This is a genomic window from Bacillus sp. FSL R9-9410 (genome assembly GCF_038050385.1).
Classification (GTDB): domain Bacteria; phylum Bacillota; class Bacilli; order Bacillales; family Bacillaceae_G; genus Bacillus_A; species Bacillus_A cereus_U.
The window spans coordinates 67,530-92,204 of sequence record NZ_JBBOTV010000003.1 but is presented as its reverse complement, the minus strand read 5'-3'; the positions used below and the strand labels follow the sequence as shown (position 1 = coordinate 92,204).

The following is a 24,675-nucleotide window of genomic DNA, read 5'->3' as shown; positions in this document are numbered from 1 at the left end:
GATGGGAGACGTTATAGATATATATGGATTATCACCTTTGCAAAAAGGAATACTGTTTCATACTTTATACGATCAAGATGATGAACATTCTTTTTCCTACATTGTACAAGTAGGCTTCTTGCTCGGTGGGCAATTGGATGTTGCTACTTTTGAAAAGGCTTGGGAATATGTTATTCATCGACATGAGGTTTTACGTTCAGTATTTGTGTGGGAGGAAGTAGAAAAACCTCTGCAAGCAGTTTACCAACGTCTTCCTTTTACTATTCATCAAGAGGATTGGAGTGCCCATTCATATGAGGAGAGGGAGAAGAAATTACACCAGTTTTTGACTGCAGATCGTAGAAAAGGATTTTTATTGGATGAAGCACCATTGATGAGAGTCACTGCGATTAAAGAAGCAGAAGAGGAAACGAGAATCATTTGGACACATCATCATATTTTGCTAGATGGGTGGAGTTTGTCATTGGTCTTTAGTGAAGTGATGGAAGTTTATCTCAAGATGATAAAGGGAGAATTGTTGAATCTTCCTAAATCTCTTCCTTACAAAAAATATATCCAGTGGATAAATAAGCAAGATCAAAGTAAAGCAGAGGAATTTTGGAAAGAAGAATTAAAGGGATTTTATGCACCTACACCATTAGAGATGGAAAGAAAGGATCAAGGAGAGGATAAGGGCTATGGAGAGTGTACTTATCAAATATCTGAGGAACTTACTAAGAATTTACAAGAGTGGGTACGAAATAGTCGATTAACATTGAATACATTAGTACAAGGCGCATGGGCTTACTTGATGAGTAGGTATAGCGGTGAAAGTGACATCGTGTTTGGCGTAACTAGCTCTGGACGTCCTACTGATTTGATAGGAGCAGAGAATATGGTGGGTCTATTTATTAACACATTACCTACTAGAATTCGATTAACGGATGATACATCAGTAGTAGATTGGCTTCGTAAAATACAGATGAAAGAAATGGAACGAAGACAATATGAGTATAATTCGTTGGTTGATATTCAAGGGTGGAGTGAGGTTCCGCGGAATAGTTCCCTATTTCATACCTTGTATGTATTTGAAAATTATCCAATTCAAGGTGAGAGAAATGATGATTTAAGATTACTAGAGGTTCAAAGCGTAGAACAAACAAATTATCCTTTAACACTCATTGTAATGCCTGGTAAGGAAATTACTTTAAAGTTGATGTATGACCGAAGCTATTTCAATGAAGAAACAATAAATCGTATTCAGGGTCACTTATTGCAAACATTAATTCAGATGACGAAGAGCCTAGATTCAAAGCTCTCCGAAATTACTCATTTAACAATGGAAGAGCAGACACAGTTACTAGAGGAATGGAATAATACTAAAGTAAAATATTCAGCTGAAGGCATGATTCATACGATATTTGAGGAGCAAGTTAAGAAAACGCCAGAAGCAATCGCGGCTATTTACGAAAATGAACAAATTACCTATAAAGAGTTAGATGAACGCGCTAATCAGCTAGCTCATTATTTACAAAAGCGTGGTGTAGGTCCAGAGTCTCTAGTTGGGGTATATATGGAACGCTCATTACAAATGATGATAGCGTTATTAGGGATTCTAAAATCAGGAGGAGCGTATGTTCCACTTGACCCTACTTATCCAGAGAGTCGGCTTCGTTATATATTAGAGGATGCTGGAATTGAAGTACTAGTGACGGGGGGGAATTCTAAAAATTTATATATATCTGAACAGATTGAAACGATTTATATGAATCAAGATTATACTGCAATTGAAGAAGAAGAATCAACCCCATGTATAAGTGGAGTAACAGGAAGAGGTTTAGCGTATGTTATGTATACTTCAGGATCTACAGGGAATCCAAAGGGAGTGATGATTGAGCATCATTCAGTGATTAATTATCTTGAATGGATGCAACATCAATATCCACTTTCTGAAAAGGATGTTATCTTGCAGAAAACACCATTTTCATTTGATGTATCTGTTTGGGAGTTATTTTGGGGTATTAGCGTAGGCGCTTGTGTATCTTTCTTACCTCCAGGTGGAGAGAAAGATCCTACCATTATAGCTGAAGTGATAGAAAAACATCAGGTTACTATTACTCAATTTGTTCCTTCGATGTTATCTGTTTTCATAGATCATTTCACTCATATTGAGTTAAAAATAAAATGTTCGTCCGTGCGTCATGTATTTTCTGGTGGGGAAGAGCTAAGTTCAGGATTGGTTAGACGGTTTCAACAGCAATGGAATCAGAGCGGGCAAGTAAAATTAACCAACTTTTATGGACCAACTGAAGCAACTATTTACGTAAATGCATTTGACATTCAACCTAATCAAGAATTTGTTTCTATTGGGCAGCCGATACAGAACACGCAATTATATGTATTAGACCAAAATCAACGCTTGCAATCAATAGGGATAGAGGGTGAGTTATATATTGGTGGTGCCGGTTTAGCTCGTGGATACTTAAATCGTCCGAATCTCACTGCCGAAAAATTCGTTTCGCATCCATTTCGATTGGGAGAACAACTATATCGAACAGGAGATTCAGTAAGATATCTAACTGATGGGAATTTAGAATTTATAGGGAGAATGGACCATCAAGTTAAGATGCGTGGCTTTCGGATTGAGCTTGGAGAAATTGAAGCGACTTTAGAAAAGTATTCGTTTATTAAAGAGGCTGTCGTATTAGTTAGGGAAGATCGCCCGGGTGATCAGCGATTGGTTGCATATGTAATAAGCGACGGAAATACTCAAAAGTGGCGAGAGTATCTACAAAATCAATTGCCGAATCATATGATTCCAGCGCATCTTGTAGAGTTAGAACAGTTTCCGCTTACTCCGAATGGAAAAATTGATCGAAAAGCTTTGCCAGCACCTGATGAGCAACCTATGGGAGATTTTAATGTTTTACCTCGGACGCCTTCGGAAGAGCTTATTGCCTCTGTTTGGAGTCAAGTGTTAGGAATAGAAAATATCGGTATTCAGGATTCCTTCTTTGAACGGGGTGGACACTCACTGCTCGCTACTCAAATCGTCTCTCGATTACAAGAATTGTTCCAGATTAAAATCCCACTACGTGAACTGTTCAAGCACGATACAGTGGAATCATTAGCGAAACGAGTAGATCAGTTGCGCAAAGAAGATAAAAAGCGAGAGGTTCCACCCCTTGTACCTATGAAGCGGGAAGAATCTATTCCACTTTCCTATGCACAGAAACGCCTATGGTTTATTGACCAATTAATGCCAAATAATGCGATGTACAATATTCATGCAGCGTGTCGCTTAACAGGAAAGTGGTCAATTGAAGCATTGGAGGCCGGATGGAATCAGTTGTTGGAACGTCATGAATCATTAAGGACGATAATTCTAGAACAAGAGGGTGAACCTTTTCAACAGGTTCAATCTCATGTATTCAGACATATCCCTCAAACAGATCTAACAGACCTTTCTTTGGAAGATAGGAAAAGGGAAATGAAACGGCTCATTCAAAACGAAGCGGAGGAAACATTTCATTTTGGGCAAGGTCCTCTGATTCGAACACGAATATTGAAAGTGGACAGGGAAGAATGGGTTCTCCTTTGTACGATGCATCATATTATTTCAGATGGGTGGTCAATGGGAATCTTACTTGAAGAATGGATGGCTTTTTATGAAGGAGCACTAAGCGAAAAACCGCCGGAATTAAAGGAGTTATCTATTCAATATGCAGACTTTGTCATGTGGCAGAAGGAATGGCAAAAAGAAGAGAATTTGGATCAGCACCTCCAATATTGGAAGGAAGAATTGTCTGGGGAGCTACCGGTTTTACAATTACCGATGGATCGTCCTCGACCTGCGGTTCAAACCCACCGTGGTGCGAGTCAGTCCTTAATGGTGGCGAATTCCCTACAGGAAAAGCTCAAAGGTTTAAGTCTGCAAGAAGGATCCACTTTATTTATGACATTGATGGCAGCGTATCAAAGCTTCCTTTCTCGTTATTCAGGACAAGACGACATCTTGGTTGGGAGCCCAATTGCAAATCGAAATGTTAAAGAGGTTGAAGGATTAATAGGTTTCTTTGCAAATACGTTGGTTTATCGAGCTGATTTCAGTGGAAATCCGACGTTCCAAGAACTTTTGTCGCAGATACGAAAAAAAGCACTAAAAGCATACGAGTATCAGGACATTCCATTTGAGAAAGTGGTAGAATCCGTAAAACCGGAACGGAATACAAGTCATTCACCGATATTTCAAACCATGTTTACTTTACAGAATACGAAACAAGAGTTTCCTCAGCTATCTGAAAGACACATGGAACTCATGGAAAGTCATACTTCTGTGGCAAAATTTGATTTGAGTTTATTTGCTTCTGAGACGGAAGAAGGATTATCGCTAACCTTTGAATATAATACTGATTTGTTTAATGATACAACCATTGAACGTATGGCAAGTCATTTTGAACATTGGTTATATCAAATTGTATCTCATCCAAAAGAGTTATTATCGGAAATGAATATGTTATCGAAAGTGGAATATAAGCAACTACTAGAGGAATGGAATGAAACAGGTGTTGTAGATATACGAGAAAGCACAATTCATACATTATTTGAAGAACAAGTGGAAAAAACACCAGAAGCAATTGCAGTAGTGTGCGAAGATGAAGAACTAACATATCGAGAGTTGGACGAACGCTCGAATCAACTGGCACATTATCTACAGAAGCATGGTGTAGGATGCGAATCAATGGTTGGGATTTGCGTTACACGTTCATCCGAGATGATTGTCGGCCTCTTAGGAATCATGAAGGCAGGAGGAGCATATGTCCCAATTGATCCAGCGTATCCGGAAAGTCGACTGCAATATATTTTAGAGGATGCTCATATAAAGGTATTGGTGACACAGGAAAAGTTACAGCAAAAAATGGTTTTACCTAAATCCGTTGACGTGATTTCTATTGATTGTGATCGAGCAGAAATAGAACAAGAAGTAACTACGGTGTGTACGAGTGAAGTGACGAGCAATAACTTAGCCTATATCATCTATACTTCAGGTTCCACAGGAAATCCAAAGGGAGTAATGATTGAGCACAGGAATACAGTAACAATGATTCATTGGGCGCATCACACATATTCCCGAAAGGATTTAGCAGGAGTGTTGGCTTCAACTTCGCTATCCTTTGATTTATCCGTTTTTGAATTGTTTGTTCCCTTGACGATGGGTGGTAAGGTGATTGTCGCTGAAAATGCTCTACATCTAGACAAGTTGTCTACCAAGGGTGTGACTTTGGTCAATACTGTGCCATCGGCAGCGAAGGAACTGGTTCGAGCAAAAACCATCCCTTCTTCGGTAAAGGTGATGAATTTGGCTGGAGAACCATTGTCATATTCACTTGTTCAAGACTTATACGAGAGAAGTACGATTGAGAAGGTGTACAACCTATATGGACCGTCCGAAGATACTACGTATTCCACATATATGGAATTAGAAAAGGGTGCCATGTATAGGGTACCACCAATTGGTAAACCAGTCTTCAATACAGAAGTATATGTACTGAGCGCGGAACAAAAAATGGTTCCAATTGGTGTAGTTGGTGAGCTTTACATTAGTGGATCAGGATTAGCACGTGGATACTTAAATCGCCCTGACTTAACAAAAGAGCGTTTTATACCGCATCCGTTTAAAGAAGGAGAGCGAGTATACCGGACTGGAGATCTAGTAAGATATCTGCCGGATGGGAATTTGGAGTATATTGGCCGAATCGATCATCAGGTAAAAATTCGTGGGTTCCGGATTGAACTAGGAGAAATTGAAGCGACATTACAAAAGCATACATTAGTTAACGAAGTCATTGTGATGGTGCGGGAAGATTATCCTGGTAATCCATGTTTGGTTGCCTATGTTGTGGGAGATGGGGATGCTCATAAGTGGCGTGATTATCTCAAGGTCCAGTTGCCAAATTACATGGTTCCAGCCTATTTTGTCGGATTGAACGCATTTCCACTCACCCCAAATGGGAAAATTGATAGGAAGGCCTTACCATCACCAGAGAGACAGGAGAGAGCGAGTGGTTATATTTCTCCTCGTACACCTACGGAAAAAACAATCGTTTCAATATGGCATCAAGTTTTAGGTGTGGAAAATATTGGAACCAAAGATTCGTTTTTTGAAATAGGTGGCCATTCATTACTTGCTACACAAGCTGTCTCCGATCTTAAAGAGGCTTTTGGAATTGAGTTACCATTGCATGAGTTATTTACGTTTCATACGGTGCAGGAATTGGCAGAACGAATTAATCAATTGCTCTATAGCGAAAATAAAGAAATGCAGAATGATAGTAAGGAGAATGTAAGTCTTCAAGACTATATTCAAAAAGAAGCAGAAGTGAGTAATGATGAAGAATTACTTGAACTTCTTAAGCAATTGGAAGAGTTATCAGAGGAAGAAGCACAAGGGATATTCGAGAGTAATTTGGCTGAGGAAGGGGTAAAAAAATGAGAAGTGATTTACTTGCAAAACTGAGTTCACTTTCTCCTGAGAAGAGAGCTTGGCTTCAGGAGCAAATGCAAAAAAAGGAGAATAAAGAAGCACTTCCGTTGTCTTATGCACAACAACGTTTGTGGTTTATGGATAGATTTAATCCAAACAGTTCATTATATAATATTCCAACAGTATGGCGTCTAAAAGGAAATTGGATTCCTAAAGCATTAGAAAAGGGATTCAATCGACTCATTGAACGTCATGAATCATTACGTACCGTTTTTAAGGAAGTAGGAGAGCAACCTGTACAACATATTATCGAATTCCTTCCTAGTACATTACCTGTAAGGGATTACTCTCACCTTCCTCTAGAAGTAAAAGAAAAAGAGGTAGATAGTTTAATTGTGAGAGAAGCGCAAGAACCATTTGATTTAATGAATGGCCCTTTAATTCGTAATCAGCTTGTTCAATTAGGAAAGGATGAATGGTTATTACTGTGTACGATGCATCATATTATTTCTGATGCTTGGTCCATCGGTATATTCATGAATGAATTACTTGCTTTCTATGAAGAAGAAACGGGCGGGAGTCCTGCTAAATTAAGTTCACTATCCATTCAATATGCAGACTTTGCGAAGTGGCAAAAGGAGTGGTTGCAAGGTGATGTGCTAAATCGTCAACTCGCGTATTGGCAAGAAGAATTGTCTGGGGAGCTTCCTATGTTACAACTGCCAGTGGACCGACCTCGACCGGTTACGCAAACTTACACTGGGGATACGCATCACGTGATTTTTCCTTATAAATTACTCAGTCAATTGAAGGATATAAGTCGACAAGAAGGGTCTACCTTATTTATGACTTTAATGGCTGCATACCAGAGCTTTCTTGCCCGTTATACGGGGCAAAAAGATATTCTCGTCGGAAGCCCGATTGCAAATCGGAATCATAAGGGAGTAGAAGGATTAATCGGTTTCTTTGTTAATACGTTAGTTTATCGAGCGGATTTGAGTGGAACCCCTACCTTTCGGGAGATTTTGTTCCAAACAAAGAAAAAAGCGTTAAAAGCGTACGAATATCAAGATATACCGTTTGAAAAAGTGGTAGAAGCCGTGCAACCTGAGAGAAGTATGAGTCATTCTCCTATCTTTCAGACCATGTTTACACTACAGAATATAAAACAAGAACGACTAGAACTGCCTGGCAGAAGTATCGAAATGGTAGAAAGTAATATGTCTATTGCAAAATTTGATTTAAGTTTAACTGCCTACGAAGTGGAAGAGGGTCTATTTGTCTCTTTTGAATACAACACGGATTTATTTGATAGTAGTACCATTTCACGTATGGCAGATCATTTTGAGAACTGGTTAAATGAAATCGCGTATCATCCAGATGAATCATATACAAAGCTGTCAATGTTATCGGACACAGAGCAGAAACAGCTCCTAGAAGAATGGAATGATACTGAAGTAGTTTATGGTCATGAGTGTATGATTCATGAGCTATTTGAGCAGCAAGTTGCACGTACACCTGATGCAGTGGCGGTAGTTTATGAAGGTGGAAAGCTAACGTATCAAGAACTCAATGAAAAATCGAACCAATTGGCACATTATCTACAAAAACGGGGTATAGGACCTGAATCATTGGTCGGTATATGTGTTGAACGTTCTCCTGATATGATTATTGGTCTCTTTGGGATTTTGAAAGCAGGTGGGGCTTATGTCCCACTGGACCCAAGTTATCCCGAAAACCGCTTGAGATACATTTTAGAGAATTCACAAATTCAAGTGCTGTTAACAAAAGAGGCACTACAGGACTGGTTACCTAAAGATATTCAAGCAATTTGTTTAGACCGGGATCAAGTAATGATTTCTAAAGAGAGTAATTTGGCTCCGGTGAGTGGAGTAACAGCACATAACTTAGCGTATATCATATACACTTCGGGTTCGACGGGAAATCCGAAGGGAGTAATGATTGAACATCATTCGGTTATCAACCGCCTACAGTGGATGCAGAAAAAATATCCATTATCTGAGGAGGATACAATCCTACAAAAGACACCGTTTTCGTTTGATGTTTCTGTCTGGGAATTATTTTGGTGGTCATTTGTAGGAGCACGTGTTTGTTTACTTCTACCCGGAGGTGAGAAAGATCCTGGGGTGATTGAGGAGTATATCGAACGATATCGTGTGACCACCATGCACTTTGTTCCGTCGATGTTATCTACTTTCTTAGATTACATGGAACAATATAACTCGAAAAGGAATGTTTCGTCTTTAAGTCAGGTTTTTACTAGTGGAGAAGCATTAAACACTGAACAAGTTCGCAGGTTTAAGGGGGTATTTTACGATGTTCAGCAAACAAAGTTAATTAACTTGTATGGCCCTACCGAAGCGACTGTGGATGTGACTTATTATGATTGTGATTTAGAAAAAGAACCAATGACTATTCCAATTGGGCGTCCAATTGATAATACAGAGTTGTATGTGTTGGATCAACATCAACAGGTGGTACCGATTGGTGTGGCGGGGGAACTTTACCTTGGTGGAGTAGGCTTGGCACGTGGCTACTTCAATCGACCAGAGTTAACTACTGAACGTTTTATTCCGCATCCTTTTAAGGAAGGGGAACGATTATATCGAACGGGTGACCTGGTGAGATATATGAGTGATCGTAACTTGGAGTATATCGGAAGAATAGATAACCAAGTGAAAATCAGAGGATTCCGAATTGAACTGGGAGAGATCGAAGCATCTTTACATGATTACCCATCTGTAAAAGAGGCTGTCGTGTTGGTGAAGGAAGGTCGTCCAGGAGATAAGCAGTTAGTAGCTTATGTAGTGGGTGAAGGGGATAATGGAGAGTGGCGTGAATATCTCAAGAAGCAACTGCCGCATTATATGGTTCCGGCATACTTTTTCCAAGTTGAAGCGATGCCACTCACTCCAAATGGTAAGGTTAATCGGAAAGCCTTACTGGAATTGGAAGCACAGTTCATAAGTGAAGATATTAGTTCATCACGAACACCAGTAGAGGAGCTCATCGTTTCCGTATGGAGTCAAGTGTTAGGTATAAGAAATATTAGTGTCCAAGATTCGTTTTTTGAAATCGGTGGTCACTCGCTGCTAGCTACCCAAGTAGTTTCACGCTTACAAGAAATCTTTCAAATCGAATTATCGGTACGTGAACTATTTGAGTATGCAACAGTGGAGTCAATGGCAAAGCGATTAGATCAATTACGTAAAGGAGATAGAAAACGAGAGATTCCTCCGCTAATGCCGATGGAACGAGGAACAATTATTCCGCTCTCTTATGCCCAGCAGCGCTTATGGTTTATCGATCAATTTACGCCTAATAGTGCACTTTACAATATGCCAATTGTATGCCGCCTTACAGGAAATTGGCTACCTGAGGCATTGGAAACGGGATGGAATCAGTTAATAGAGCGTCATGAATCATTGCGGACGGTCTTTCATGAAGTTAACGGACACCCCGTGCAGCAAATTGAACCGTATGCTTTTCAATCAATTCCGAAAATGGATTTAACTATGCTTTCTCCAGAAGACCGAGAAGAAGAAGTTAAACGTTTGATTCAACAAGAAACAGAAGTGCCATTTGATTTAGGAGAGGGCCCACTAATCAGGACAAGTATTTTGCAAGTGGGTGAGGAAGAATGGATTCTCCTTTGTACATTACATCATATCATTTCAGATGGATGGTCAATGGGAGTCCTACTTGAAGAGTGGATGGCATTCTATGAGAAAGCCACAGATGGAAAGGTAGCAGAACTTGAACCATTACCGGTTCAATATGCCGACTTTGCTCAGTGGCAAAAAGGATGGTTGAAGGAGGAAGTGCTTGATCAACAACTTCAATATTGGAGGGAAGAATTGTCTGGGGAGCTTCCTGTACTCCAACTTCCTATGGATCGCCCGCGTCCCGCAATACAAACTCATCATGGGTCGACATATACTCTGGTTCTGCCAAGCACGCTACACGACAAATTGAACGAATTTAGTCGTCAAGAAGGGGCCACACTCTTCATGACCCTGTTAGCTGCATATCAAAGTTTTCTATCACGTTATACGGGACAAGAAGATATTCTGGTCGGAAGTCCAATTGCTAATCGAAATTACAGAGAAATTGAAGGACTAATTGGATTCTTCGTCAATACGCTGGTTTATCGAGCTAATCTGAGTGGTAGACCAACATTTCAGGATGTTCTGTCTCAGATTCGTCAAAAGGCATTGAAGGCCTATGAATATCAAGATATCCCTTTTGAAAAAATTGTAGAAGTTGTACAACCAGAGCGGAGTACAAGTCATTCGCCAATCTTCCAGACTATGTTCATTTTGCAAAATATGAAACAAGAGTTCCCGGTGTTATCTGGTAGAAGTATTGAAATGATAGAAAGCCATAGTCCAATCGCAAAGTTTGATTTAAGTGTGATGGCAGCTGAGACGGAAGAGGGATTACTTTTTACTTTTGAATACAATAAGGATTTATTCAATGCTACAACTATTGAACGGATGGCAGGGCACTTTGAGAAATGGTTACACGAAGTTTCTCATCACCCGAAAAATCCGTTGCATAGTTTGAGCATGCTATCGGAACCTGAGCGTACTTTGTTATTAGAAACATGGAATGACACTGTAATGGAAATGTCCCCACAAGGTCTTATTTGCGACAGATTTGAGGAACAAGTAGCTAGGAGTCCTGAAGCGATTGCGGTGGTTGATCAAACAAAAGAGTGGACTTACGATGAACTGGATGCACAAGCAAATCAGTTGGCAAATGTTTTACAGCGAAAAGGAGTCGCTCCAGAATCAGTCGTGGGAGTTTATCTTCCGAGGTCGGCTGAGCTCATGGTAAGTTTACTAGGCATATTAAAAGCTGGTGGAGCTTATGTCGTTTTAGATCCGTTGTATCCAAAATCAAGGTTAGAATACATGATTGAAGATGCAGGAATTCAATTTGTAGTGACGGCAGAAGGACAAGAAGGCCTTTTCGAACAGGTCGAAATGGTGAGGTTAGAAGAATTAACAGTGGAAAGTGTAATCGCACCTACACGGCAGATAAATCCAGAGAACTTAGCTTATATCGTCTATACCTCTGGTTCTACAGGAAAGCCAAAGGGTGTCATGGTTGAATATCGCTCATTAATGAATATGGTCTCTTGGCATCAAGAAGTTTATCGTATTACAGCAGAGGATCGTGCGACTCAGATTGCGGGGATTGCTTTTGATTCGGCTGTCCAGGAGATTTGGCCGTATCTAACTGCTGGTGCAGCACTCTACTTGTCAACAGAGGAACTGAGAATTAATCCAGGAGCACTAAGAGACTGGCTCATTGATTCGCGAATAACAGCTAGTTTTGCACCTACGCCTATTCTGGAAAGACTCTTGAAATTACCTTGGCCAGAGAAGACGGATCTTCGTTTTATCATTACGGGCGGGGATCAATTAACGCAGTATCCATCTAACGATATTCCTTTTACGGTAATCAATCAGTATGGTCCATCGGAAAATACCGTTGTTACCACGGATTGTTATGTACCTGTAGGAGTGACAACAGGTACGCCATCTATTGGTCGACCGATTGCGAATACAGAAGTTTATGTGTTAGATTCTCATCTTCAGCTAGTACCAATTGGTGTGATTGGAGATCTTTATATTGGAGGAAAGAGTCTTGCTCGTGGATATGCTAATCGTCGGGATCTCACAAAGGAAAAATTTATTCCACATCCATTCAAGTCAGGAGAACGTCTCTATTACACCGGAGACAAAGCAAGTTATCTTTCTGATGGTGCTCTTCAGTTCCATGGTCGAATAGATGACCAAGTAAAAATTCGTGGTTTCCGGATTGAATTGGGAGAAATTGAAGCAATTTTGCAGGCGCATTCTTCTGTGAAAGAAGCTGTTGTATTGGTACGAGAGGATAATCCAGGTGACAAGCGATTAGTAGCTTATGTAGTTGGTGAAGGAAACGTTCATGAATGGCGAGAGCATCTACAAACACATTTACCAAATTACATGGTTCCAACAAACTTTGTTGAGGTGGCATTTTTACCACTTACACCGAATGGGAAACTTGATTTGAAGGCATTGCCTATACCTGGTGAACCATCGACTGAAAATACTGTATACCCACGAACTCCGCTGGAAGAGCTTATCGCTTCAATATGGAGTCAAGTGCTAGAGATAGGAAATATTGGTGTTCAGGATTCTTTCTTCGAACTTGGTGGTCATTCTCTACTTGCTACTCAAGTGGTTTCACGCTTACAAGAAGTCTTTCAAATAAAACTACCGGTGCGTGAACTGTTCGAGTATTCAACGGTGGAGGCACTGGCGAAGCGATTAGATCAGTTACGTAAGGGAGGCAAAAAACGAGAAATTCCGCCATTGATGCCGATGGAACGAGGAAATGCCATTCCACTTTCTTATGCTCAACAGCGCTTATGGTTTATCGATCAATTTACACCTAATAGTGCACTTTATAATATGCCGATGGTATGCCGTCTTACAGGAAATTGGTTACTAGAAGCATTGGAGTTGGGATGGAATCAGTTGATAGAGCGTCATGAATCATTGCGGACAGTATTTCATGAAGTGGACGGTCATCCTGTGCAGAAGATTCAACCGTATACTTTCCGTTCCCTTCCACAAATTGATTTAACTAAGATTTCTCCAGAAGAGAGAGAAAGAGAAGTGGAGCAATGGATTCAAACTGAAGTCGAATCCCCATTTGACTTAGAGCAAGGGCCATTGTTTCGTGGACAAATCGTGAAAATTTCAGAAGAAGAATGGGTTCTTCTGTGTAATATGCATCATATTATTTCGGATGGATGGTCGATGGAAATCTTACTCCAAGAATGGATGGTATTTTATGAGGAGGCGATTGGCGAAAAACCAGCAGAGCTCGCACCATTACCAGTTCAATATGCGGATTTTGCTCAATGGCAAAGGGATTGGTTAAAAGAGGAAGTACTAAATCAACAGCTTGCATATTGGAAGGAAGAACTGTCTGGTGAGTTACCAGTCTTAATGTTGCCGATGGATCGTCCTCGTCCTCCGGTGCAAACCCACCATGGATTAACTCATAATGTGTTGTTGTCACGCTCATTACTGGATAAATTAAACGAACTTAGTCGTCAAGAAGGGGCAACGCTTTTCATGACCTTATTGGCATCTTATCAAAGTTTCCTTGCCCGTTATACAGGACAATCAGATATTCTTGTTGGAAGCCCAATTGCGAATCGAAATTATCGAGAGATTGAAGGATTGATTGGTTTCTTTGTCAATACGTTAGTCTATCGGGCTGATTTAAGTGGCGCACCGACATTCCAAGAGTTGTTGTCTCAGGTACGTACAAAAGCATTGAAGGCGTATGAATACCAAGATGTTCCGTTTGAAAAGATTGTAGAAGTCATACAACCCGAGCGAAGTACAAGTCATTCTCCGATCTTCCAAACCATGTTTACCTTACAAAACACGAAACGAGAGCTTCCAGAGCTTCATGGAAGAAGTTTAGAACCGATGGAAAGTCATGCTTCGATCGCCAAGTTTGATTTGAGTTTAAGCGCCGCAGAGGTGGAAGAGGGTTTATTCCTTTGTTTTGACTATAAGACTGATTTATTTGACATTGTAACGATCAGACGTATGGCTGAGCATTTTGAAAACTGGTTGAATGAAATCGTGGAACATCCTGATAAATCATTGATGAAGTTGAAGATGCTATCGGAATTGGAGAAGCAATTGCTGGAAGAGTGGAATAATAATGCTGTAGCGTATCCACGTGAGAGTGTGATCCATACACTTTTTGAAGATCAAGTGGGTCGTACACCTGACACGGTAGCGGTGGTGGATGAAAATCAGCAGTTGACGTATCGAGAGCTGAATGAGAAAGCAAACCAATTGGCCCATTATCTTCAGAAATGTGGGATTGGGAACGAGTCATTGGTTGGTCTCTGCTTCCAGCGTTCAGTTGAGATGATTGTCGGTCTCATGGGGATCTTGAAAGCTGGGGCAGCCTATGTCCCATTGGATCCATCGTATCCAGAAAGTCGCCTACGATATATTCTGGAGGACACAGAGATTCAAGTATTGGTCACGAACGAAGCATTAAAAGGTTGGATACCTGAAGAAATCAAAGCAGTTTGTTTGGATCGGGATAAAGCGATGGTCTCGCGAGAAAGCACCCTTTCACCAATATGTGAAGTGACAGGAGAAAACTTGGCGTATGTAATCTATACTTCGGGATCAACAGGGAATCCGAAGGGAGTTATGGTAGAGCATCACAATGTGATTCGTTTATTTAAATCAACGGAATGTTGGTATCAGTTTGATGAAAAAGATACTTGGACGCTTTTCCATTCTTATGCGTTTGACTTCTCGGTATGGGAGATTTGGGGGGCATTACTCCATGGCGGAAGATTGATTGTTGTTCCTTACTGGATTAGTCGATCGCCCAAGGATTTCTATCAACTGTTAGTAAAGGAGAAGGTTACGGTTCTTAATCAGACACCATCCGCATTTCGACAATTGATACAAGTGTGTGAACAAGAAGATGAGAAGAAAGACTTGTATCTGCGCTATGTCATATTTGGTGGGGAAGCACTCGATCCTACCAGCTTGTTACCATGGTTTCAAAGGTATGGAGAGCAGGAACCACAGTTAATTAATATGTATGGAATTACAGAAACTACCGTTCATGTTACTTATTATCCAATTACTCAAGATGATGTGCAGTATGCTTCAAGAAATAATATCGGAAAACGGATTCCAGATTTAGAAGCGTATGTACTAGACGCTTGTCAACAACCTGTGCCTATTGGTGTAGCTGGCGAACTATATATTGGTGGAGCAGGACTCGCACGTGGGTATTTAAACAGACCCGAATTGACTGCAGAACGTTTCATTCCTCATCCATTCAGTAGTGACCCAGGATCGCGATTATATCGGACAGGAGACTTAGCGAGATACTTACCGGATGGAAATCTGGATTATCTTGGGCGGATAGATCACCAGGTGAAAATCCGTGGTTTCCGAATTGAGCTCGGAGAAATTGAATCTGCTTTAAACGCATATGCATCCATAAAAGAGGCTGTCGTAATTGTTCGAGAAGATCAGCCGGGTGATAAACGGTTGGTGGCATATGTCGTGGGTGATGGGAATGTAGGTGAGTGGAGAGATTATCTCAAGGCGGAACTACCAAGCCATATGGTTCCTTCAGGATTTGTGATGATGGAAGTCATTCCACTAACTGCTAATGGTAAAGTTGATCGTGAGGCCTTACCTGTACCAGAGGAGAGGAAAATCGAAAGTGAATGTGTTGCCACGCGGAATGATAACGAAGAAACACTGGCTACCATTTGGAAGCAAGTATTAGGGATTAAAAAGGTGGGAATCCATGATAACTTCTTTGAAATTGGTGGAGACTCGATTCTCAGCATTCAGATTGTCTCTCGTGCGAAGCAAGCAGGTTTGCAATTGACACCAAAGCAAATGTTTGAACACCAAACGATTGCCGAGTTGGCGCAAGTAGTCAAAGAAGAACGGGGTGTACAAGCAGATCAGGGTGTTGTAACTGGAGAACTGATCCTTACACCAATCCAGCAATGGTTTTTAGCACAAGATCATCCTAACCCACACCATTGGAATCAATCCATGTTTTTTAGAACAAAAGAGCGATTGGATATAGTATTACTGGAGAAAGCTGTGCGTACCCTTCTAATCCATCATGATGCCTTGCGTTTAAGATATGAACGTTTACCGGATGGAGCTTGGAAACAGCGGAACGAAGGGATCGAAGAACAATCGACGCTGATCGTTATTTCATTAGACGAAGTGCCGCAAGCAGAATGGCATCAAGTGATTCAAACGGAGATTGACACTGCACAAGCAAGCTTGCACTTACACGCAGGACCGCTAATGAGAATGGTGTATTTTGATGAAGGTGAGAAAAGAGCCGGCCGATTATTCTGGGTGATTCATCACTTAGCAGTGGATGGTGTTTCGTGGCGGATTTTACTGGAGGATCTGCAAACGGCGTATAATCAAGCGAGCCAGGATCAGATGATCCAATTACCTACAAAGAGTACATCCTTTAAAGCGTGGTCGGAGAAATTGCATCATTACGCTGAAGCTGGGATTGTGCAAGAAGTGCGTGATTACTGGGAGCAGCAATCCGAACAAAAAGTGGCTATGCTACCAGTGGATACCACCTTCGAAGTTCCAGCAAATACAAGAACCGAGGAGATTACGGTGGTGCTGGATGAGAAAGAGACCCGTGCGGTATTGCAAGAGATTTCAAGCACTCATCGTGTCCAAATCAATGAAGTACTATTGACAGCATTGGCACAGGCTATGGCAGCATGGACAGGTCATCCGGCGCTGACCGTGGATTTGGAGGGGCATGGTCGGGAAGAGATTATCGAAGACGTTGACCTATCGAGAACCGTGGGGTGGTTTACAAGTATTTATCCTGTTCACTTAAATATTACCGGTGCCGACACGCCAATTGCAGCATTAAAAGCAGTTAAAGAACAAGTACGTAAAATTCCTAATAAGGGTGTTGACTATGGGATTTTGCGGTACCTGAACGAAACAATGTATGAGCAGTGGGGGTCTCAACATACACCGTCTATTAGTTTTAACTATCTTGGACAATTTGACCAAATGTTTTCTGACGATGCAATGCTTATTCCGGAGAACGGATTTAAGCGCTTAGATCATGCTTCTGGTTCCAAGCGATCGCATTTAATCGATATAATTGGAATGGTAACGGATGGGAAACTTCAGTTCACTTGGGTATACAATTTGGGACAATTCGCGAAATCAACGATTCAAAGTATTGCAGAGAATATGCTCCATCAACTGAGTAGATTGGTTCAATCTTCATCAGATGGAGAATCTGCACTGACCGTTTCGGATTTTGCGATGGCTAATCTTAACCAAGTAGGTTTGACAAAAGTACTAACCAAGATGAATCGTGGAAAGAACTATCCAATTACTGATTTATATCCATTATCGCCTTTGCAAGAAGGTATGATTTTCCATACATTGCATGACCAAGGGGATGAACATGTAGCGCCGTATATAGTGCAATTAAGTTTTATGATTAAAGGGAAAATGGATATTCCTACTTTCGAGCAGGCGTGGAAATCCGTAATTCAGCGGCATGAAATTTTCCGCTCAGCTTTCGTTTGGGATGAAGTTGAAGAGCCTTTACAAGTGGTGTATGAGAGTATTCCATTTAAGGTGAATGTAGAAGATTGGCGTACGCTGACTGCTGAAGAAAAAGAGGAGAAAAGAAAAGCCTTTTTGGCATTGGATCGAAAACAAGCCTTTCTTTTTGATGAAGCGCCATTGATGCGGGTGACTGTCATTCAAGAAGGTGAGGAAGAATATCGAATTGTTTGGACACATCACCATATTCTGTTGGATGGATGGAGCCTACCACTGGTCTTTAACGAATTGCTTACAGTGTACCAGAAGAGAATGAATGGAGAAGCCGTGCATTTACCTAAGTCATCGCCATACAAGAAATATATTCAATGGTTAAGAGAGCAGAATCAGGAGCAGGCGGAGCAATTCTGGAGAGAGAAACTTAAAGGTTTTACAGCTCCAACCCCGTTGGGATTAGAAAGTAAAGAGAAAGAACAAGGTTACACAGAGAAGGTAACTTATTTATCAAAAGAGCAAACCCAAGCGTTACAAAACTGGGCGAAGCGAAATAGGCTCACTTTGAATACGGTAATTCAAGGTGCGTGGGCGTATCTCATGAGCCGGTATAGTGGAGAAGATGACATTGTCTATGGTGTAACTAGCTCAGGACGCCCTACGGAGATTATTGATGTTGAAAACATTGTAGGTCCTTTTATTACCACATCACCGACGCGAATTCAGTTAATAGATGATATAAAAGTAATGGATTGGTTGCAGAAGATACAAGAGGAAGAGATAGAAAGAAGACAATATGAATATGCTTCTTTGACAGAGATTCAAGGGTGGAGTGAAGTTCCTAGAGGAACCCCGCTGTTCCATAGCTTGTATGTGTTTGAAAACTACCCAGTGAAAGAGGATTCCTCAGGAAATCTAGAAATTGGTGAGTTGGAAGGAGTAGAGCAAACTCATTATCCATTAGGATTGACAGTTGTTCCAGAAAGCCAGTTGTTGTTAAAGTTGAAGTATGATCGTAACAAGTTTAATGGTCTCACTGTTGAACGGATGCTGGGGCATTTAAGCCAGGTGTTAAAGCAAATGATCGAGAACGTTGATCAAACTCTGTCGGAGCTGGTGTATGTTACGGAAATAGAACAGAAACAACTACTGGAAGAATGGAATGATAATGCAGCAGCGTATCCACGTGAGAGTGTGATCCACAAACTGTTTGAAGATCAAGTGGATCGTACACCTGATGCGGTGGCAGTGGTGGATGAAAATCAGCAGTTGACGTATCGAGAGCTGAATGAGAAAGCAAACCAATTGGCCCATTATCTTCAGAAATGTGGGATTGGGACGGAGTCATTGGTCGGACTTTGTTTCCAACGTTCAGTTGAGATGATTGTCGGTCTCATGGGGATCTTGAAAGCTGGAGCAGCCTATGTTCCGTTGGATCCATCGTATCCAGAAAGTCACCTACGATATATTCTGGAGGACACAGGAATTCAAATATTGGTTACGAACGAAGTATCACAAGGTTGGATACCTGAAGAAGTTGAAACAGTTTGTTTGGACCGAGATCAAGCAATGATTTCGCAAGAAAACACCCTTTCACCAATATGTAAAGTGACAGGAGAAAACTTGGCGTATGTTATCTACACTTCAGGTTCGACCGGGAATCCAAAAGGGGTTATGGTGCAGCATCATTCGGTATTAAATCTATCCTATGGTTTACAGAAAGAGGTTTTTTCACATCGGACACGTGTTAACATGCGCGTTGGTCTAAATGCCTCAATCGCCTTTGATTCATCCGTTAAACAATTACAAATGCTTTTGTATGGTTCTAGTTTATATATTATTTCAAAAGAAGTTCGCAGTGATCCTCAACAGTTTGTATCTTATATTCGGGAGAATAAGTTGGAAATGTTCGATATAACACCTTCACTACTCCAATTACTCATAGATGAGGGGTTGTTAGAAACAAACGATAGTGTTCATGTTCCAAGCAAGGTACTGGTCGGTGGAGAAGCGATTATGCCATCACTGTGGGAACAACTAGTAGAAAATGACCATATCCATTTTTATAATGTATATGGTCCTACGGAATGTACGGTTGATGCGACATGCTATCGTATCAAAAAAGATAGTAAGAGAGTAACTATTGGGCGTCCGTTGCCAAACGTTCAAGCCTATGTATTGGATGAGAATTTGTTACCTGTTCCAGTTGGTGTAACGGGTGAACTTTATATCGGTGGAGCAGGCCTAGCGAGAGGATATTTGAATCGTCCAGAGTTAACGTCAGAACGTTTTATTCCTCATCCATTTAATGAAGGGGAACGGTTATACCGGACGGGAGATCTAGTCCGCTATTTAGCTGATGGCCATTTGGATTATTTGGGAAGAATCGATAATCAAGTGAAAATTCGAGGATTCCGGATTGAGCTTGGAGAGATTGAAGCGAATTTAGAAAGTCATCCATCGGTGAAAGAGGCGGTAGTCTTGATAAGAGAGGACCAACCAGGAGATCAGAGATTGGTTGCCTATGTGGTGGGTGAAGGAAGTATGCATGAATGGCGTGAGCATCTCAAGAGACAAGTGCCGAATTATATGATTCCTGCACACTTTATTGAGGTAGATGCGATTCCGCTTACAACAAATGGGAAGGTTGATCGAAAGGCACTGAAAAGCTTAACGATTCAAAGAGAAAGTACCTTTTCTACACCAATCATCCCACGGGATGAAATCGAGTATCAGCTGATTACAATTTGGCAGGATTTGCTACAGTTAGAAGATATCCATGTAAACGATGATTTCTTCAATATAGGAGGTCACTCTCTCCTTGTAATCAAATTGATTTCAAAGGTCAGAGAGAAATTTGGAAAAGAGATTAAGGTGCCCGCACTGATTAAGAACCCGACAGTGGAAGGAATCGCTTGTCTCATCCGTGAGAATCATCGTATGGAAGAATCATTATCGGTTCTGGTTCCATTACAAGAATCAGAGAAAAGACCTTTCTTCTGTGTTCATCCGTTTATGGGTAATGTACTCTGTTACATTCAGCTAGCAAGGTTACTCAAGGATCACTGCTCATTTTATGGTCTACAGAATCCTCTCGTAGAGAAAGAAGGAATGAACGGGTTGATTTTATCGGAAGTAGTTCAACTTTACATCGAGGAAATGAAGCGGGCTCAGCCAGAGGGGCCGTATCGTCTGGGAGGATGGTCTCTGGGCGGTGCCATCGCCTATGAAATCGCAACTATGCTACGGAACCAGGGAGAAGAAGTTGAGGTGTTGGTACTATTGGATACCAAGGTGCCTTCAGAACGGGATAACAAGACAGAGGATGAAATGCTATCTTATATATTGGAGCATTTCATCCATATAGAGTTAGTGGAGCAGGAAGAAGAGCTTGTTCATCAACAGGACATGCTTGTTGAGCAATTAATTGTGGAAGGAGTGCTCCCGCCTGATGCAAATCTTACGAATTTGAAGCAAATTATCAATGCTCACAGGAAATGTCTGAATTTAATGGCAGAGCATGATTTAACACCATATTTTGGGGAAGTCATTTACTTTAGTGCTGAGGAAGGTAAAGAATTGTTTACGGATTGGAAGCCTTTATTAAAAGGAAGAGTGAATATGTATTCGGTCCCTGGATCACACGAAGAAATAGTAGTTTCCCCCGCAGTTGAAAAGTTAGCTAAGTATCTACTAAATGAATTAGAAGGAATAAAAGAGACGCCCCTTTCGCTATTGGAAAAGTAGAGAGCACAAAAGAGGCAACTTTATAAACGAACATTGTTATTATTAAAGTTGTTATTTGTGAGTAGTAGTGTAAATGAAGAGAACAGTCCAATAACTGCACATCAAGTGTAGGAGATTATGTATATATCAAGAGCATTACTTTTTAAGGGGCTAATGAAAAATTGCTTGATAGGGACATAGAAACATATATGAGTTGTTCATAGTATGCTGTAAATTCTCTGAAGTTTTTGTACCAGAAGCGAATGCTTTGATGATATTGCTGAGAAAAGGTGTATATTTTCATTGATATGTAAATATGCACCTTTTCTATTATATTTGCACTTGAATAAATGCAAGTTAGAAAATGAAATTGAATTTCTATAACGTATACATAGGAAGCCATCCTTTTAAAAAGGAAGTGATTTATCATACAAATTCATGCTGTGAAAATACCAAAGAATATTGAAAATCATTTGTTTAATCAATTTAGTAACTTGATTTCAAATGAGAAGAGAGAACGAATAAAGCGTTTATTAAATTTATGTGATATTAATAGGACTTTGATAGGAGATTTATTAATCCGTTCCCTAATTTGCCAAAAATATAAAATTAATAATGAAGAAATTAAATTTATATATAATGAGTACGGAAAACCTTTTGTTCAAAATTTTTCTGACTTTCACTTTAATATTTCGCATTCAGGAGAATGGGTGGTCTGTGCCACTGCTAATTCTAATGTAGGTATTGATATTGAAAGAGTTTCAGACATAGAGGCTCTTAAATTAGCAAATGAATTTTTTTCAGAGGAAGAATTTTATGATTTATCTAATATGAATTCTGATGAACAAATCAATTATTTTTTTGATTTATGGACATTAAAAGAAAGCTATATAAAAACGATTGGTAAAGGACTTTATATCCCGTTAAATTCATTCACTGTAAAAAAAGAGTCACGAACCTTAATTTTATACAAGAATATAACCCAAAACTTTTACTTTAGACAATATAATATTGAGCCAAATTATAAGATATCTGCTTGTGCAACACGTGATGAATTACCGAATGGGATAATAATTAAAGACATTTATACAATTGGCCAAAATATAAACAAATTTTAAAGTAAGGAGAAAATCTATGAAAAAGATTAAACTTTTTTGCTTTCCACATGCTGGGGGCTCTGCATTTAGTTACTCAAAATGGAAAAATCACTTTAATCCACATATTGAAGTAATCCCAATAGAGTTAGCTGGTAGAGGATATAGAATTGAAGAAAGCCTGTACCAGAGTATGGAAGAGGCTGTAAATGATGTCTACAATAGTATAGTTAAGCAACTAGATAATTCGCCCTATATTTTATATGGGCATAGCATGGGAAGTTTGATTGTCTATGAATTAGCTAGAAAAATACAGGATTCTAATAATGTATTGCCTGAATTTCTTGTTTTGTCCGGTAGAAATCATCCTAATAGTAAGATGAAAAATATTCGACATAACCTACCCGATGAACAATTCAAAAATGAAGTTATTGCTATGGGTGGTACATCGTCAAAGGTGTTTCAATCAGAAGAATTATTGGAAATGTTTCTCCCTATTCTAAGAGCTGATTTTAAAATCGTGGAGACATATATACATGACTACAACATGAAAGCATGTGATGTTGATTTTCTGATTTTAAATGGAAAAGACGATGAATTTACTACATATGAAGAGGTGAAAAAATGGGAGCAATACACAAATAAAATGTGTACATTTCATTCCTTTGAAGGTCAGCATTTCTTTCTACATGAAACTATAGAAGAAATAGTAAGCATAATTACAAGAAAGTTAGATTCTCAAAAATCTTCAATTTATGTTGAATAGAGCTGTAGGAATTTTCGCAATCTCTCAATAACAGATTTTGATGACATTCCAAATAACTTATGTACCTAGCTTCATTTTAGGCGAACTTCACCAGGGGGTGAAGTTTTTTTGTATATGTTGGTTTGGAATAAAATTTAATTAAAATCGTGCTACAAATGTTGGTTTTACAATAGAAGAAACCCATCCATGTTGAAAAAAGATTAATTAAAATGGGTGAGTATAATTTTGTGAAGAGGTTATTTTTTATAAAAAAGTTTCTGGTGCAAAAATAAAACAAAAGAGAATAAAGCATATATATTCCTAACGGAATCGTATCTTATGTTGCAAGTCCAAACAATTGATGGATGAATTCTTTTTGATTTTGGACAGACTGGTTCCATAAGGCAATCTGTTCTTTTTTAATCATATGCATGGCTTCTACTCCAGAAAGAATGGATATAGCTGTGGCAAAAGATTTGAGCCCTAGAATAGAACGGATTCGCTTCTTTATAAAACGATGATCTTGTTCTACTATGTTATTCAAGTACTTTTGTTGTCTAAGTTGCATACCATCAGATATGCTTTTTTCTTTTTTCAACTGTTCAATTGCTATAGGATAAGCCAGGTTCTTATCGACTGTTATAACACGTGGCTTTGAAACATGAAAAGACCGCAAAGCTTTCTTGAAAAAGTGCTTTGCAGCCTTCTGGTCTCTTGTTTTGTTTAGGAAAAAATCAATTGTGTTTCCTTTCGAATCAACAGCACGATACAGATACATCCATTGACCTTTTACTTTGATATAGGTTTCATCGACTCTCCAAGAGTCATTTGTTTGAGGTGACGACGGATTCGTTTGTCCAATTCAGGACCATACTGATGAACCCAACGCATAATCGTTGTATGAAAAATAAATAAAAGAACCCGTTAGTCATAAACGGATTCTTTCCACAAGGTTCACAAGGAATACAAGGTAACTGGTCCAGAGAAACCTATGAAATTCCATGTGATATTACTATATGTAAAGTGGATAAAACGGTTAATGGAAATTAAACAAAATTCTTATTTAACAACAAATAAAAAGAGCACATTTTTATATGCACTCTTAGTAAGATAGGTGAATTTTTTATATTGTATTTGTTACTTGGAGTTATTGAGCCTGTCACTATAAAAATAAAGAGCGCTTTTTAAGGCGCCCTATGACCAAGACTCATATCGAAAAGCCTACCAGGATTAATGTATGTGCAGTTTTTTAATAAAATCCTTATTTTGTATTGAAATAAAAAAACATGCACAAAAATTGTGCATGTCTATATAAAAAACTATGTCTTGTCTATGTATATATATGCTTGTTTTATGAAAATGGTGAGTACCTTTGAAGAAGCAAAGAGCACTTTAAAAGGTACTCAATGGCTAATTCTGAAATGATTATGAGTATTATATGTATGCTTCTAAAATATGTGTAGTTTTTATATAAAATCT

Annotated in this window: 4 protein-coding genes and 1 pseudogene; 4 read left to right on the top strand and 1 reads right to left on the bottom strand. The window is 39.6% G+C overall.

Annotated features, from left to right (window positions below; genetic code table 11):
- The first annotated feature begins 1 nt into the window (after position 1).
- From MKX77_RS27165 to MKX77_RS27150, 4 genes are all read left to right on the top strand, one after another.
- On the top strand, positions 2-6,472 hold the full coding sequence (locus MKX77_RS27165; protein ID WP_341308308.1) for an amino acid adenylation domain-containing protein: 6,471 nt from the start codon (positions 2-4) through the stop codon (positions 6,470-6,472).
- Entirely contained in the window at positions 6,469-21,378 is a 14,910-nt protein-coding gene (locus MKX77_RS27160) for a non-ribosomal peptide synthetase (protein WP_341308307.1), read from the top strand. The genes MKX77_RS27165 and MKX77_RS27160 overlap by 4 nt, the downstream gene beginning before the upstream one ends.
- 422 nt (positions 21,379-21,800) lie before the next feature.
- The gene (locus MKX77_RS27155; RefSeq protein ID WP_445819124.1) at positions 21,801-22,475 is read left to right on the top strand and encodes a 4'-phosphopantetheinyl transferase family protein; all 675 of its coding nucleotides are present in this window, start codon (positions 21,801-21,803) and stop codon (positions 22,473-22,475) included.
- A 16-nt stretch (positions 22,476-22,491) separates the two neighbouring features.
- Positions 22,492-23,217: a thioesterase II family protein gene (locus MKX77_RS27150; RefSeq protein ID WP_341308306.1), complete on the top strand. Its 726-nt coding sequence runs from the start codon at positions 22,492-22,494 to the stop codon at positions 23,215-23,217.
- Positions 23,218-23,533: 316 nt separating this feature from the next.
- Here the strand turns inward: MKX77_RS27150 and MKX77_RS27145 are convergent.
- A pseudogene (locus tag MKX77_RS27145) lies at positions 23,534-24,111 on the bottom strand (IS6 family transposase); the annotation flags it as partial.
- Positions 24,112-24,675: the final 564 nt, after the last annotated feature.

What these genes read in the sequence shown, in the direction of transcription:
- MKX77_RS27150 (WP_341308306.1), top strand. Translation starts at nt 22,492, where the DNA reads ATGAAAAAGATTAAACTTTTTTGCTTTCCACATGCTGGGGGCTCTGCA.
- MKX77_RS27160 (WP_341308307.1), top strand. Translation starts at nt 6,469, where the DNA reads ATGAGAAGTGATTTACTTGCAAAACTGAGTTCACTTTCTCCTGAGAAG.
- MKX77_RS27165 (WP_341308308.1), top strand. Translation starts at nt 2, where the DNA reads ATGGGAGACGTTATAGATATATATGGATTATCACCTTTGCAAAAAGGA.